General features: G+C 44.4%; 15 protein-coding genes and 1 riboswitch. Of the genes, 7 read left to right on the forward strand and 8 right to left on the reverse strand.

Features of this window, described 5'->3' with window-relative positions:
• Positions 1-359: 359 nt before the first annotated feature.
• Positions 360-510, forward strand: a riboswitch (FMN riboswitch).
• Positions 511-696: 186 nt separating this feature from the next.
• Both ribB and L4C44_RS22615 read left to right on the forward strand, forming a co-directional pair.
• A complete protein-coding gene (gene ribB / locus L4C44_RS22610; protein ID WP_017054827.1) occupies positions 697-1,353 on the forward strand; it encodes a 3,4-dihydroxy-2-butanone-4-phosphate synthase in 657 nt (218 codons plus the stop codon).
• Between the two features lie 384 nt (positions 1,354-1,737).
• The gene (locus L4C44_RS22615) at positions 1,738-2,586 is read left to right on the forward strand and encodes a hypothetical protein (RefSeq protein ID WP_373952539.1); all 849 of its coding nucleotides are present in this window, start codon (positions 1,738-1,740) and stop codon (positions 2,584-2,586) included.
• A 131-nt stretch (positions 2,587-2,717) separates the two neighbouring features.
• On the opposite strand, the gene L4C44_RS22620 is transcribed toward L4C44_RS22615, so the two are convergent.
• Positions 2,718-3,614 (reverse strand): LysR family transcriptional regulator, encoded by an 897-nt coding sequence (locus L4C44_RS22620; protein ID WP_428805745.1) that lies wholly within the window; start codon positions 3,612-3,614, stop codon positions 2,718-2,720.
• Between the two features lie 162 nt (positions 3,615-3,776).
• Here L4C44_RS22620 and L4C44_RS22625 point away from each other — a divergent pair, with 162 nt between their 5' ends.
• Entirely contained in the window at positions 3,777-4,415 is a 639-nt protein-coding gene (locus tag L4C44_RS22625) for an NAD(P)-dependent oxidoreductase (protein ID WP_428805746.1), read from the forward strand.
• A 98-nt stretch (positions 4,416-4,513) separates the two neighbouring features.
• Here the strand turns inward: L4C44_RS22625 and L4C44_RS22630 are convergent, their stop codons facing one another.
• Together L4C44_RS22630 and L4C44_RS22635 are read right to left on the reverse strand one after the other, a co-directional pair.
• Positions 4,514-5,167, reverse strand: a complete 654-nt coding sequence (locus L4C44_RS22630; protein ID WP_428805747.1) for a cupin domain-containing protein — start codon at positions 5,165-5,167, stop codon at positions 4,514-4,516.
• 131 nt (positions 5,168-5,298) lie between these two features.
• Positions 5,299-6,066, reverse strand: coding sequence for an SDR family NAD(P)-dependent oxidoreductase (locus L4C44_RS22635; protein ID WP_428805748.1), 768 nt, complete (start codon positions 6,064-6,066; stop codon positions 5,299-5,301).
• A 105-nt stretch (positions 6,067-6,171) separates the two neighbouring features.
• On the opposite strand from L4C44_RS22635, the gene L4C44_RS22640 reads away from it, so the two are divergent.
• Positions 6,172-6,510 carry a winged helix-turn-helix transcriptional regulator gene (locus tag L4C44_RS22640; protein ID WP_004741127.1) on the forward strand — a complete coding sequence of 113 codons (339 nt, stop codon included), beginning with the start codon at positions 6,172-6,174 and terminating at the stop codon, positions 6,508-6,510.
• Between the two features lie 70 nt (positions 6,511-6,580).
• Here the strand turns inward: L4C44_RS22640 and L4C44_RS22645 are convergent, their stop codons facing one another.
• On the reverse strand, positions 6,581-7,486 hold the full coding sequence (locus L4C44_RS22645; RefSeq protein ID WP_428805749.1) for a LysR family transcriptional regulator: 906 nt from the start codon (positions 7,484-7,486) through the stop codon (positions 6,581-6,583).
• 226 nt (positions 7,487-7,712) lie between these two features.
• Here L4C44_RS22645 and L4C44_RS22650 point away from each other — a divergent pair, with 226 nt between their 5' ends.
• The gene (locus L4C44_RS22650) at positions 7,713-8,432 is read left to right on the forward strand and encodes an SDR family oxidoreductase (protein WP_372291761.1); all 720 of its coding nucleotides are present in this window, start codon (positions 7,713-7,715) and stop codon (positions 8,430-8,432) included.
• 104 nt (positions 8,433-8,536) lie between these two features.
• Here the strand turns inward: L4C44_RS22650 and L4C44_RS22655 are convergent, their stop codons facing one another.
• Together L4C44_RS22655 and ompW are read right to left on the reverse strand one after the other, a co-directional pair.
• The gene (locus L4C44_RS22655) at positions 8,537-10,345 is read right to left on the reverse strand and encodes a choice-of-anchor I family protein (RefSeq protein ID WP_428805750.1); all 1,809 of its coding nucleotides are present in this window, start codon (positions 10,343-10,345) and stop codon (positions 8,537-8,539) included.
• A gap of 202 nt (positions 10,346-10,547) precedes the next feature.
• On the reverse strand, positions 10,548-11,189 hold the full coding sequence (gene ompW, locus L4C44_RS22660) for an outer membrane protein OmpW (RefSeq protein WP_050651373.1): 642 nt from the start codon (positions 11,187-11,189) through the stop codon (positions 10,548-10,550).
• A 402-nt stretch (positions 11,190-11,591) separates the two neighbouring features.
• Between ompW and glgC the strand changes: the two genes are divergently transcribed.
• A complete protein-coding gene (gene glgC / locus L4C44_RS22665) occupies positions 11,592-12,815 on the forward strand; it encodes a glucose-1-phosphate adenylyltransferase (protein ID WP_428805751.1) in 1,224 nt (407 codons plus the stop codon).
• Positions 12,816-12,912: 97 nt separating this feature from the next.
• Here glgC and L4C44_RS22670 read toward each other — a convergent pair whose 3' ends face one another.
• On the reverse strand, positions 12,913-13,497 hold the full coding sequence (locus L4C44_RS22670; RefSeq protein ID WP_050632439.1) for a hypothetical protein: 585 nt from the start codon (positions 13,495-13,497) through the stop codon (positions 12,913-12,915).
• Between the two features lie 418 nt (positions 13,498-13,915).
• Here L4C44_RS22670 and hpf point away from each other — a divergent pair, with 418 nt between their 5' ends.
• Entirely contained in the window at positions 13,916-14,272 is a 357-nt protein-coding gene (hpf, locus tag L4C44_RS22675) for a ribosome hibernation-promoting factor, HPF/YfiA family (RefSeq protein ID WP_017106206.1), read from the forward strand.
• A 169-nt stretch (positions 14,273-14,441) separates the two neighbouring features.
• Here hpf and L4C44_RS22680 read toward each other — a convergent pair.
• Positions 14,442-15,466: YadA C-terminal domain-containing protein (locus L4C44_RS22680; protein ID WP_428805752.1), on the reverse strand; the 1,025-nt coding region annotated here is incomplete at its 5' end.

The raw sequence follows: 15,466 nt of genomic DNA on the forward strand, positions 1-15,466 counted from the left end.
GATGAAGTGGTCGGATGCTATCGCAGCTTAGCATCGCCAATATCAATTTTATGTCAAAACGGTCAGTCAGCCGTCATGGTGTAACAATATTCGATTAACGCGGGGCTTGAGTATTGATTCGGTGAACCCACACTTCACCACCAATAATCTTTACCATCCACCTATACGCATACCAACAGTCAAATTAACTAAAGACTGGCTGTACCTTACTAAACGCAACGGCATTGTGTTCTGCTGATAAAGTGAACACTCACCGGATTATCAGACCAGAATCTGAAAAACTTTGCTGTCAGTCCTTTAAATCCACTATTGAAAGGATTACCATCTGGTCTGCTTTCAAAGCAAAACAGATTATTAATTTTTATTCTCAGGGCGGGGCGAAATTCCCCACCGGCGGTATGTCCTTAGCAAAATCTAAAGATAAGCCCGCGAGCGCTCGATTCGTCGAGGTCAGCAGATCTGGTGAGATGCCAGAGCCGACGGTCATAGTCCGGATGAGAGAGAATGAAAACACACTCGTTTAAGTTGGAAAGGCGTACCTATTTATTGGGTTCATGCCTCCAACTTAGGCGGGTGCATTTCGTTTTGGATAAAACCATAATGAGCTAAGGCCAACTTGTAATGAGTCGGCTTTGTTGTGCTCGGTTGAGATCCCTCATACAGCCCTGATTCTGGTGATATTTTAGGAGTTTAACCATGAATCAGTCTTCACTACTTGCCGAATTTGGCGAACCAATCACTCGCGTTGAAAACGCACTGCAAGCTCTACGCGAAGGTCGTGGCGTACTTTTACTTGACGATGAAGATCGCGAGAACGAAGGCGACATCATCTACTCAGTAGAACACCTAACCAATGCTCAAATGGCGTTAATGATCCGCGAATGCAGCGGCATCGTGTGCCTGTGTCTAACTGACGAGCAAGCAAACCAACTTGAACTTCCACCTATGGTTGTTGATAACAACAGCGCAAACCAAACTGCGTTTACCGTAACTATCGAAGCAAAAGTTGGCGTAACAACAGGTGTTTCTGCCGCTGACCGTGTAACAACGATCAAGACAGCTGCAAACCCAACAGCTAAGCCTACTGACCTTGCTCGTCCTGGCCACGTATTTCCACTGCGCGCTCGTAAAGGTGGCGTACTTGCTCGCCGCGGCCACACAGAAGGTACTGTTGATTTGATGCAAATGGCTGGTCTTCAATCGGCAGGCGTACTGTGTGAAGTCACCAACCCAGACGGCACAATGGCAAAAGCGCCAGAGATCGTTGCTTTCGGTAAACTGCACAACATGCCAGTACTGACCATTGAAGATATGGTGATGTACCGCACTGAGTTCGACCTTAAGCTTGCATAACGTTTAGCCCTCAATGCTAAACACTTAGCATTTAAGCTAACTATACTGCGAAATGAACACTGAAGGCCTCACTCTTACTGCTTTTTAAGTTAAAGCATATAAGGGGTGAGGCCTTTTTGATTTCCACAAATTAAAGCGATCCAGAGATAGATCTCCAAAATGTCCCTGCTTATCGAAACCTCCCCAACCTATCGTAGAAAAGCGTAACCTCTCAAAAAATCCTGCAAAATATGAGAAACATTCACTCGAATGGTGAAGTCATGCACCATGATTGATCATCCATAATTAGAGTAAAAACATAACTCATTGAAATATAACACTTATTTATTTTGGCACGGTGTCTGCACTACCACTAAGTAGGTATACAAATATTAGGAGTTGAATATGTTTGTAGTTATTTCCGTGGGGTTATCCCTATTAGTACTTGCAGCCCTGTTTCATTTCTCAAGGAAGAGACAAACAGCGCTATCACACAGGTTTGAAACCTTAGTTCTGCTTAGAGAGTTATTGTTGTTATCACGTAAACACCGTGCGGCAACGCATTACGCTCTAGCTTATAAATTGTCTAGCGACTCGATTCGCAAAGTGAACGAGATTTACGACAACATACTTGAGGTGTCTGAGCTGCTTCAATCCCATGTGTCGTTTGATAGCCGCCCTATGTATCGCATCTATCACCTCAAGCTCATCGCCATGCACAGCGACTGGCAAAACCGTAGCTTGGTGCGTAACCAATCGATTCATGGCAAAACGATTCGTCACAGCATGTTCTTAATGGATGAAGTGATGATCATCTGGCTGATTCAGTCTGAACGTGAAGACATGAGCCGTGAGTACCACATGAATTGGCAACAGATCTTAGATTGTATGGAGATCCTGACCAAGCTCAGAATGTGTATCCCAGATATGGAGAAGCCTGAGGAGTATTTAAGATTCAAATTCTACGCGTCTCAGACACACAGAAAACTCAACCAATTATCGATTATCTGCCCGATTAGCAGTGGGTCACCGGTTTGTACACGAGCGATGCATGCACTTACAGAGATTGCATCAAGTAACGAAGCGACCCAACCGGCAGATAGCATGTACGAATTAACCAGTGATATCTCTAGCGTCGTGTCGCAAGTCTACGACCAAGTATTATCCGACATTACGAGAAGCTTGTATCAGCCTTTACCAAACATCAACGAAAAGGTGATAAATACTCGATTATCCGTACATCATTACATGTAAAGACTTCGTGAGAGGAGAGCGTGCTGGAACTCTGAATTATTGAGTTCAAATCCGATATCACCATTGATATCGGATTTTTGTATTTATGAGTTTTAAAAATTCTATCGCTATGTATCATTGCCTATGAAGTTTCAAACATCCCCAGACTTGATATCGCTAGACCAAACCTCCGCAGCAAAATCTATGAACTGACGCACAACAGGCAACTGATAACTGCGAGACAAGTACACCGCCCAAAGTACACTACTCGGTGAAACAAAATCATCCAAAATTCGTTTCAATTTGCCATCCGCAATCAGTGGATTGGCTAAATCGCAGGGCAATCGAACAACCCCTTTACCATGCTGTGCAGCGCGGGTTAATACCCCAACATCGTTGGCTTTGATAGTCCCCGATACCTCAACAGAATAGTGCTGATTATCCTTAACGAAATCCCACTTAGAGACACTCAAATGGCGAAAGCAATTGTGCTGTCGAAGCTCGTCGACCGTTTTAGGTTCACCATGTTTGTCCAAGTAGGCTTGCGAGGCACACACCACTGAATCAATTTCCATTAGCTTTCGAGCAATCAAGCTATCGTCAGGTTGGTCAGTATAGCGAAGGGCAATATCGATTCTTTCATCCACCAGCTGCGCAAAACGATCCGATGCAAACAACTCGACCGTGATATTAGGGTGGCGCTCAGTGAACTGTTCAACCACATCCAACAGCATGTTTTGAGTTAAACCAATGGGTGCAGCAATTCGAATGGTTCCAGAAAGATCCTCGGTTTGATTAAGTGAAGTGACTTCTAGCTCTGCGGTTTCATGGAGAATTTTCTCACAGCGTTGCAGAGCAATTTCCCCTGCCGCGGTCAAACTCACCTTACGAGTGGTTCTGTGCAACAGCCTTTGTTTTAGCCACCCTTCTATTTCTTGAACATGACGTGACACCTGCAATCGGCTCATGTCCAAATGCTCAGCCGCTTGAGTGAAGCTGGCACAATTTGCCACTTCGACAAAGCTACGCATTGCCGTCAACCTATCCATCACACTCTCCTTGAACTGTTTAGCTGCTAACCTAACCTTATTAGATCACTATATGGATACAATCTACATCATTTTGCGATATTTATCGCAACCTAGTGAGCTATTAGACTGCAATGGCTGTCGAGAAACAGACTCAATAAATTAGATAATTGGAGATACATTATGAAAATTGCAGTATTAGGCGCATCAGGTTGGATTGGTAGTCACATCGCTCAAGAAGCTCAAGCTCGCGGACACGACGTGGTTGCTGTTGTAAGAGATGCAAGCCGTGTAGAAATGAACAATGTTGAGGTTCGTTCATTTGATTTACAAGATGAAGCAGCAAGCCTTGCAACCGCACTATCCGGCGTTGATGCAGTAATCACTTCGATTGGCGGACGTGCTTTGGGTAATCACGACATCGTAAAAAGCACAGCAACTAAGCTGCTTGAGACACTGCCAAGCATTGGTATCGAGCGCCTACTTTGGGTTGGCGGTGCAGGTTCATTAGAAGTGGCGCCAAACGTACCGTTAGTGACCGTTCCTGACTTCCCAGCAGATTACAAAAACGAAGCACTAGCACAGGGTGAAGCGCTTGAAGTGTTCAAACAATCTAATGACAAGGTTAACTGGACATTCGTTAGCCCTGCTGCGGAAATCTTCCCGGGCGAGAAACTATCGACCTACCGCACAGGTGGTGATCAACTGCTCACTGACGAAGATGGCAACAGCAAAATATCCGTCAGCGATTACGCTATCGCGATGATTGATGAACTCGAAGCCGGTAAGTTCCCGCGCCAACGCATTGGTGTCGCTTACTAATGCTCAGATGTGTATTAAGTAAGCTCAATAAGAACTAAAAAATAAAAAGCCGCTGACTTTTAGTAAGCGGCTTTCTGTTATGTTCAGCGAGATAATCATCATATTAGTGGCAAGTGACCCGTTTTCACGAGGATAACGGTCTCTTCTTCCACAAACGGGAAATGCTCACTCATGTGAGGGCTGCGCATCCATGTGTGTTTAGGGTACACACCATGTTCATCTTTGAAAGTGCCCGACAACACAAAGATCTCTTCACCGCCAAAGTGACGGTGTGGCTGAAAACGCTCGCCAACAGGCCACTTCACTAATGCGACATGTTCATGCTCAAACTCATGCAGTGGCATCACCTGTAACCCGCCAATACCAGGTAACCATTCCGTTTCTCTCGTATTAATACGGACTTGAGTTAAGTCTCTCGCATCAAACTGGTTTAGCTTAACTAAGATCGTGCAACCATCTCGACTAGATGGAGAGTGCGCACTGCCAGGTGGGTTTCGAATATAGGTGCCTGCAGGAAAATCGCCGGTTTCATCTGAGAACACACCGTCTAATACGAAGATCTCTTCTCCTTGGGGGTGTGGGTGTTCGGAGAATGAAGATTGAGGATCGTATTTCACCACGCTAGTCGTGTGACCCGACTCTCTCTCTTCTCTTTCTAGAGGCTTACGCCATACCCCTTTGGCAGGGCTCGCTACCCAATCTAATGGTTCGGTTTTTATAACCAGTCTCTTTGAAAAGTCCATGTTGAACATAGTGGCGACCTTACTCTTGTTATCGTTTTAGTTATTATTGTCTTTCTAGTTTCTATTCTACGCGAATACTCATCAAGGAGGCCATCTCGTTGCTATTTACCTACGCGACAGCCACCTCAAGAGAATTCTGATTAATTGCGGCCAGCAATCACACCGCCATCAACATCCCAGATTGCACCCGTTACCCAATCAGCACTGTCTGACAGTAAGAAAGAGATGCTATTGGCGATATCTTTCGGTAAACCGACTCGACCAATCGGGTGGAACGCATTGAAACCCTCTAGCGCTTGATCCACTTCTTCCGGTTTAATGAAAGATTCGTAAATCGGCGTTTTAACCACAGCCGGAGACACCGCATTTACACGAATGTTATGTTCAGCCAGTTCCATTGCCATGTGCTGTGTTAATGCGTGCAAGCCAGCTTTAGCCATTGAATAGGCAGAAGATGGCGTCGCTTTGATTGCTTGCTTACCCCACATAGAACCAACGTTAACCACACTGCCGCCGCCATTCTTGATCATCAATTTGCTTATCGCTTGAGTGATGAAGAAGGTTGCTTTATTAAGCTGCATGTATTGCTCGTAATCAGATTCTTGGTGCTCAATAAACGCTTTAGGGTTGAAGTAGCCCGCCGCATTAACAAGGTAACCCATACCCTCTTCAAGCGACTCTAGATGCGCAATGAGATTAGCTACACTCGCATCATCATAGAGGTTAGCTTGCCAGCCTGAAGCGTGACCTAATGATTGAAGTTCTGACACCGCTTTATCTAACTTAGCTGGGTTATTGCCGACAACCAACACATGGATGTTTTGAGCGACTAACTGCTTCGCTGTTTCAAAGCCCATGCCGCTTGTGCCACCGATTACTACTGCAATACCATTTTTAGTGAAGTTCATTTTGTTATCTCCTAAGTCATGTGAACGTGGTAATCTTAGGCTTTGAACTAACACTATGAATAGTAAGTACAAATCGGTTAGGTAGGTACTTATTGGTACATCTTTATGAAAAATCAGGAAAACTTTTTTTCAAGAAAATCAGCACCAGAGCGTTCCGCTCGTATGGTGGAAACCATCTACGGCTGTAAATGGTCGCTAACGGTTTACCAATTATTGGCAAATGGCATTAATCGCCCCGGTGAGATGGTGCGCTCGGTCGAAGGGTTATCGACCAAGGTACTGAATGAATGTTTGAAGCGAAATGTTGAGTTCGGGATTTTAGACAAGCAAATGTTCAACGAACTGCCACCAAGAGTTGAGTATCAGGTAACGCCTTTTGGTGAGAAGTTTTTACTGATTCTGGATCAACTGGAAAGCCTGCAAAACGAAATCGACGAAATGTAAGTCTAAGCCAATCCAACTATTGTCAAAAAACGGAAGACAAAAAAAGGAAGACGGAAGACAGCAAACATACTTAGCTCACTGGCATTTGTTCAAAGCGACTTTTCACGAAATCAATGAAGGTTCTAATACGGCTTGGTTGATAGCGGTCTCGGTGGTAGATCGCTGAAAAGTCCACTTTAGGCACCACCCAGTCATTAAACACTTGCACTAATTGCCCATCATTGAGTTCTTGCAAGCAATAGATGGTTGGCACACGAATAATCCCGTTACCCGACTTCGCACCTTGTACTAGCACTCGACCATTTTTGCATTGCAACCTTCCAGTCACATGTACATCGAGCGTTTTCTTGGTGTCATCGAGCGCTTGAAAACTCCATTTACGCACCGAACCGGTTAAGCAGTCATGATGGATCAACTCTTTAGGGTGATTAGGCTTTCCTTTGCGAGCAAAATACTCAGGGCTCGCGAGTGTTCCCATCTCTATGTCCAATAGCTTCCTTGCAATAAAGCCCGCGTCTTCAAGGCTTCCCATACGAAATGCAATATCGAAAGCGTCTTCAATCAAGTCGACTCGGTTACTACTGAAATCCAGACTTATACTGATATCGGGATAGAGCTGCATAAACTCATTCACTAGATCCGCAATGATCACTTCCCCCAAATAACCACCGACACAGTTGACTTTGATGTCACCGCGTACTTCTTCGACATCGTCGACGGCAGCAATCAAGGCTTGGTCGATGTTATCTAAGGCTTGTTCGCATCTCGCGTACAGATCTTGCCCTGCGTGAGTCAGCCTTAAGGTTCGAGTAGTGCGAATAAACAATGTCACACCCATCTGCTTTTCTAAGCTACTCACCTGGCGTGATACGTGGGAACGCGAGACATCGAGCTCCTCAGCGGCTTTAGTAAAGTTGCCTAATCGAGCAATAAGCACAAAGGAACGAATATCAGACAGGTTAATTTGATTGAGCATGGTCGCCAGCTTAGTTGTGAGATTTTAAGATGATGAAGTAATAAAATGTACACACTCATTGTCGCACTACAGCAACAGTGTTTCAAGTAAAGCGCTATATATCAACAATGCTATTTTCCTTAATATACCTCCATCGCAACGAAGCAAGGCAACAAGCACTTGATTCGAATGCACTTAAACAATACGTCGTAACCACCCGACGCAATAAAAGTACAGAGGAAATAAAATGAAAAAACTAATCGTAATTACAGGTGCAAGCTCTGGTATTGGTGAAGCAATCGCTCGTCGTCTAAGCGATGAAGGCCACCCTCTGCTACTTCTAGCTCGTCGTGTTGACCGCCTTGAAGCGCTGAACCTACCAAACTCTCTATCTGTGAAAGTAGACGTAACAGACAAAGCGTCTTTTGATGCAGCTATCGTACAAGGTGAAGAGAAATTTGGCCCTGTAGACGCGCTTATCAACAACGCTGGTGCAATGCTTCTTGGTCAAATCGATACGCAAGACGCTCAAGAGTGGAAGACAATGTTCGATGTGAACGTAATTGGTCTTCTAAACGGCATGCAGTCTGTACTTGCGCCGATGATGGAACGCAACACAGGTACTATCATTAACATCAGCTCAATTGCGGGTAAGAAAACATTCCCGAGCCACGCGGCTTACTGTGGTACTAAGTTCGCGGTACACGCTATCTCTGAGAACGTTCGTGAAGAAGTAGCAGCTTCAAATGTTCGTGTTACTACTATCGCACCGGGTGCCGTAGAGACTGAACTTCTGTCTCACACAACATCTCAAGAGATCAAAGACGGTTACGATTCTTGGAAAGAAGACATGGGCGGTGTATTGGCAGCTGACGATATTGCACGCGCCGTATCATTCGCTTACCAACAACCACAAAACGTTTGTATCCGTGAGATTGCTCTAGCACCAACTAAGCAACAACCATAGAAGCTAATTATCACGCATACCTTTGTGATGCATAAATAGAAAACGCCACTACTTATTCAGTAGTGGCGCTTTTTTTGGGTTAAATCTAGTAACAATAAGCGTGATTAAAATTCAACGCGGTAAACTGATGTGCTACCACTCACTTCGTTACCAACCGCGATAAAGTGGTTACCAGAGCGAGTGAAATACTTGATAGATTCTGGACCTAGGTCACCCGCTTTCGAGTTGTAAGTATCGTTGTCGCAATCACCGTCTTCATCAACTTTGGTACACACAGGTTGTTTAAAGTCTCGGTTGTTCAAGTAACTGATGAAACTTGCGTTTCTAGGCTGTGTTACGTCGTAAACCATGATGCCACCTTGGCGTTCAAGACCAATAAAGGCATAGTGCTTACCGTTAATCTCAGCGACTTCGATAGCTTCAGGCTCTACGCCTTTGTCATCGCTACGATCATCACCGCTTTGGTTGTTATCGTTGGTGCTGTTGAAGTTTGCAGGATCTTGCTCCAGAACGATTCGAGCGAAATCATCACCGCTATCAAACACGAGCTCGCCTGATTCATCCCAGATGGAGAAAGAACGGCTACCGAATGCTTGAACCTTTTGGTCGGCAGCAAGTGTCCCTTGTGGCTTAATCACCTTAAGGCGAGCCAATTGATTATTGTCTTTGAGTGCGCCTGCCAATGGGTGGTTAGCATCAACGTCTAACTTCTTGCCACGCACTTCATCGACATAAGCGATACAAAAGTCTTTTTCTGTTGTGTAGTTTTCGGTGCCTTTATAGTCATCACCATCCCACTCAAAACCTTTCTCGTCACACATTTCTTGCGTGGTCTTGATACCATATTCACGACCATCACCTTCGTTCGCAGTCACGATGTAGGTGTAGCCCTCAACACTGTAACTGGTAATGCTATCTGGCATATAAAGGCCTTCTAACATTGCATAGCTTTGTAGATTGCCGATGTTTTTGTCTTTATTTGACGCATCTAGCTTAGCATTATCCCAAGGTTTTCCGCCTAGTCCCAGAATCGCATCGACTTGTGCACTCGCCACGTCAATCGCTGCTAATGCATTGTTCTCTTGAAGGGCTACGTAGAGTTTTCCGTTATCAGCAAACGTTAGATATTCAGGTTCTAGATCTTGAGCAACCGTTGCATTCGGCGCCGAGATTCGAACCTTGTCAGTTAGCTCTGCATGGCGAGACTGCCCTTGATTGAATGCCTTAAAATCAATTTGAGTCACTTTCGCTTGCAGAGGACCGTTGGCTAGATCAACCAGTGTGACTGAGCCTTCAGGGTCAATGCTGTAATCCGCATTCGGCTCACCTTCATTTGCAGAGGCAATATGGCGACCATCTTTCGAGAAGCTCACCATGTCCGGTAATGCACCAGCCGTATAAGTAGTGATCAGCTCTAACGTGTCTGAGCGATAAAGCGCAATGATGCCGTCTTGTTGTTTGTCGGCGTTCTCAATCGCGACCGCAACTAGGCCTTGATGAGTAGACACACTGTTTGCTGCACCGATATCAATACCAGAAGCTGCGGCTGCTGATTGAAGATCGATAGATCCTTCAGATGTTGGCCCGCTGTCAGCGTCCATCGACAACACATCGACTTTCTGCGCTTGAGCGTTAACCACATAAAGCTTATCGGTACATGAATCGTAGCTGACGATTTCGGCTGCAGAAGTATCAAACGGGGCGTCAGCAATAGCACGACCAACCAGACTAATCCCAGTAACAGTGGCATCTGTCTTGTTCGGATGTTGGATGGATTGGCATTGAAGGCTAAAAGCATCAAGTGATGTTTGAGATGATCCTGCAGTCGTTGAAGTTGACTGAGAGCATCCAGCCAGAGCAGAACTTACCGCGATAGGCAGTAATAGAGTCAGCTTATTAAATTTACGATTCATATATCCTCCATAATTAGAACCGCGATCATAGAGGGCTGTTATGACAGTTATCTTTCTCTTTTATTAACAATAAATGACGACAATCAGTTTGCTTTACCCATAACAACAGTAAGTTAGATTAAGTAATTCATTAACAAGCAAGCAAAAAAAAGCGCCCAAGCTGGCTGGTGCTTGAGCGCCTTTAGTAAACTGAATAGGTGGCTTAGAAGTTGTAACCACCACCAATCATGAATACCCATGGGTCGATATCAACGTCTGTTGAGTACTGTTTTCCACCCGCTTTGTATTTCGCTGTAGTGCCAATGTCTGCATACCAAACTGACGCATTCAAGAACCAATCTTCATTGATCATGTAATCCATACCAATGTTTGCCGCAAGTCCCCAAGAATCATCAAGAGACAAGTCACTCAAGCCTGCATCTTTACCAGTGCCATTAAGTTCTTCATCAAAGAAGACAGTATAGTTAATGCCTGCACCCACGTAAGGGCGGAAGTCGCTGTTCGCTTGGCCAAAGTAGTACTGAACCATAAACGTTGGTGGTAGGTGTTTAGTGTCAGCCACTTTACCTAAACCATTAACAGAAATACTGTGTGAAAATGGGCTCGCTGCTAATACTTCAAAACTGATGTTATCAGTAAACATGTAGCCGAAAGTAAGACCAAGCTGAGTATCTGAATCAACCGAAAACTCAAGGTCTGAGTTGTCTAGAACAGCGCCGCTGCTGTCGTTTGGAGAAACTGTTGCTGCACCTGCACGGATGATGAAATCACCTTCTTTATGAGCAAGAACATTGGTTGACATAAGAGCCGCAATAACCGCAATACCACATACTGTTTTTTTCATTATAATTTCCTTTTGAGGGCTTAATTCTTTATTGGTGAATGAGTAATCATTTCTTATTTTGCGTGCAAGGTAGCATAGAATAACCCTACTTTATTGATGGAAATCAATTTGTGAAAACTTGTGATTATTTATGTAAATTTATATCGAGCCGATCACTTTATTCCTTCATTTTATTGACAGTTTTGTAATGCAACTTTTCCGTGCATCATTTTGTTAAGAACAACCCCTCCACTTTGATCGGATCGCTTTGGATCAAAATAGAGCAAGCCAATATCCCGTACGCATCAATTTGGTGCATTACCACAATAATCACTCTCACCTCGTTTAATATTCAATGAGTTACATTTGGCTTAGTGCTTGCAAGTCTATGTTCATAATCATAAATACATTGAGGTTCTGACTATGCAAGACACTCTAACAATCGTTCTGGCCGGCGGTGTTGGCTCTCGGCTTTCTCCCCTCACCGATAACCGTGCAAAGCCTGCGGTACCCTTTGGTGGCAAATATCGAATCATCGATTTTACACTCGCGAACTGCCTACATTCTGGGCTTCGCCAAATTCTGGTGCTTACTCAGTACAAGTCGCACTCTTTGCAAAAACATTTACGTGATGGTTGGTCGGTGCTTAACCCCGAGCTCGGCGAATACATCACCAATGTTCCCCCACAAATGCGAACCGGTGATAGCTGGTATAGCGGTACAGCCGATGCGATTTATCAAAACTTGTATCTGCTTTCTCGTAGTGAAGCTAAGCATGTGGTGGTGTTATCAGGCGACCATATCTATCGCATGGATTACGCACCAATGCTCAAGCAACACAAACAGAATGAAGCCGATTTAACGGTAGCGTGCATGGAGGTTTCGATTGATGAAGCCAAAGAGTTTGGTGTGATGGAGATAGACGAAACTCTGCAGATCAATAACTTTACCGAGAAGCCACGTTACCCTGCTTGTGTACCTGGTAGGCCGACTCGAAGCATGGCTTCAATGGGGATTTACATCTTTGATAAAGAAGTACTGACACAAGCATTATTGGCAGACGCAGAAGATCCAGATTCAAGCCACGATTTTGGTAAAGACATCATTCCGAAGTTGGTCGGCAACAACAGCGTTTACGCGCATAAGTTTGGTGATGAAGAAGGGCGCGTAACACAAGATGCTTACTGGAGAGATGTGGGTACGATCGACTCATATTACCAATCGAATATGGACTTGTTGAAACCAGCCTCGCCTATCGATTTATATCAACCAGATTGGGCGATTCGCACCTATGATCCGCAACTGCCACCAGCACGAACCATCGCTTCGGTAGAAGGTAACCAAGGGATATTCATCAACTCGATGATCGCGAATGGGGTCGTGATTGAAGGCGGTTCAGCGCAAAACTCTATCTTCTTCCCTAAGGTCAAAGTCAGCAATGCCGCGATTGTGATTGATAGTATTCTGTTTGAGGACGTCGAGATTGGACGAAACTGCCATATTCAGAACTGCATCATAGATAAGAACGTTAAGGTGCCTGATGGAACTCAAATCGGCATTGATAGTCTTGCCGATGCCAAACGCTTCCACATATCAAAACAAGGCGTGATTGTGGTGCCATCTTCTTACGAGTTTAATGAGTCTTAACCTCTAATACTGGTCACTCAGTATTCTTCAGTAACAACCCCTTTACCTACAAAAAAGCGCTCCATAAAAACGGGGCGCTTTTCTAAATTGAATCGAACTACTTAGGTGCTAATTCGTAGTTTTCTTGCATCTCATGTGGGGCGATCCCGTATTCATAATCCGCTAAGTAACCATCCTTATAAACCTTCATCCCCTTCTCATCCCAGCTCACTTTGATCATCGCCGTATTGCCATCTTCACTGCCTAACAGCTCAAGCATTTCTGCATCAATCTTAATGGCTTTGATAGTTTTAATGCGCTTAAACGGCTTAAATTCAGTGGTCGAGGTTGGCAATGAACCATAGCTGCTGATCCATGTCTCTTTAGGTACTAGCCATTGGTTGAAAACATCATCAACAATCGCTTTCGGCATGCTTGCGATAACAACAGAATCTGTCATGACGTTGTTTGTCTCTAAGCTGTAACCGCCCTTACCATCTGAAACATAAGTAGGGAAATCAATGCCAATTTCAGACTCGGCTGGTAAACGACCTAAGGTGACCGACTTCTTTACGTACAGTTCTGCAGTTTCAAATTGCTGCATGATCTCAGGGATCTTCTGAAATTCAACAGGGGCTGCAAAGGCATTAAAAGCAAAAGAAAGGGAAGCTGCAATTGCAGCGAATTTAACAGGCATTTTCATGATAACGGATCCAAATAGAATATAGCTGTTAGAGTATCCCGTACTAGACCGTATCTCAATCAGTCATTGTTCTTTATATCAGTAATTGTGATAACGAGGTAAAGATTGGAATTTGTAGGGAATAACAGGCGATTTATAAATTTAAGACTAGAATAAGTCATTGAGGTGCAGCTTGATTAAGGCGATAAAATCTAAGTGAGCGAAGTCAACTGGAGCAATATTTCGAGAATGAGGTTTTTTTAAACACGTTTGAAATTCACGAAACATAATATGCGATCAGTTCATCGGACTTTCAAGGGAGTAACAAGAGAATATTTGATAACACTGAAGTGAATCACACATGTGCTAATTCTCAGTTGGTTAATCTATGCGATGTTTGCTACGTTTAAATGACACAGTCATTGGAAAGGTATGATTTATGAAAATAAATGTTCAAACACATCATGTATCAATTAACGACGAGTCACGCAAAGACATCGAAGGTAAATTCGAGAAGATATCTAACCATTTCCCATCACTGATTAGCTGCGACATCATCATTACTAAAGAACACGGTCAACATCAGGTTGAAGTATTCACAAACTACGAAGGTGTACGAGTAACAGCAAAATCTACAGACGATGTTATGTACCCAGCTATCGCTGCAGCGCTTAAGAAACTTGAAGCAGGCCTAAGTAACCGTAAGGGACAGTTGAAATCGGATCTACACGAGAAGCCAACCAGTACGAAGCCAGAAATCGCTTCAGATATCATCCAAGAGATGAAATTGGTATAACTCCACAGTAGAAGCGCGCTAACGAATAGCAGCGCACAAGAATTGCAAAGCCAGCACATGTTGCTGGCTTTTTCGTACTAATTGCATCAACGAACTGTGCTACGCAATCGTAAACAAACACAAAAAACCCCTCCGAAGAGGGGCTAAAACATAAGTTTTAAGGGTATTCTTACCAAGCGTATGAAACACCTGCACCATAAGATGCTTCTGCACTATCGCCAGTGTTAACTGCAACATTTGCATTTGCAGTCCAGTTTTCCGTCATGCGGTGAGCGTAGCCAAGTGCAAACGCTGCTTCTGAACCTGCGCCACCAATACCAACACCTACTGAAGAAGTCTGGTTAGTCGATAGGTAAGGGCGAGCAGCCAGTGATGCTTGTGACATCGCAGCAACACCATCAATTTTAGAATCTAGACGGTCAACCTCATTAAATAGAGTATTGATGTCAGTCGCATTTTGGTTGCCTAAAGCATAAAGCTCATCAATTTGAGACTGAGCTTGTGCTTGTACAGCTTGAGAGTACTCAGCGATAGCACCAGTGCTATTTTCACCCCAGTCTTTCTCCGCATCACGAATACCGTCGGCAGCTTTCTTCAGACCTTCAACAATTTTCTGCCCTTCAGATGGTGCTGGTTTCTCACCTTCGATTGGGTCTACAATAACATCCTCTGCTGGCGGTAAGTCACCATCTGCAGGTGGGTTAACTGATGGCATATTGTCACGAATTACTTGCTCAGCAGCTACACGAACCTTCGCCATGCGCTCTGTTACTTCTGGCATATCTGCTGCTGTGATGTCTTTAGTGATCTTGTTTCCTTGACCATCTGTAAATGTCACAGTCGCAACACCGTCACCAACTAAAATACGCGCATCGTTGCCATTTGCTTCCATCATTTTGTTGAAGGCTGTTGCCTTCTCTGCATCGCTTGGAAGCTGTGGAAGTGGGTCAATGTCGCTTACTGGCGGTAAGTCGCCATCTGCCGGAGGGTTAACTGATGGCATATTGTCACGAATTACTTGCTCAGCAGCTACACGAACCTTCGCCATGCGCTCTGTTACTTCTGGCATATCTACTGCTGTGATGTCTTTAGTGATCTTGTTTCCTTGACCATCTGTAAATGTCACAGTCGCAACACCGTCACCAACTAAAATACGCGCATCGTTGCCATTTGCTTCCATCATTTTGTTGAAGG

Source organism: Vibrio satsumensis, from assembly GCF_050337435.1.
In the GTDB taxonomy this organism is placed as follows: Bacteria; Pseudomonadota; Gammaproteobacteria; order Enterobacterales; family Vibrionaceae; genus Vibrio; species Vibrio satsumensis.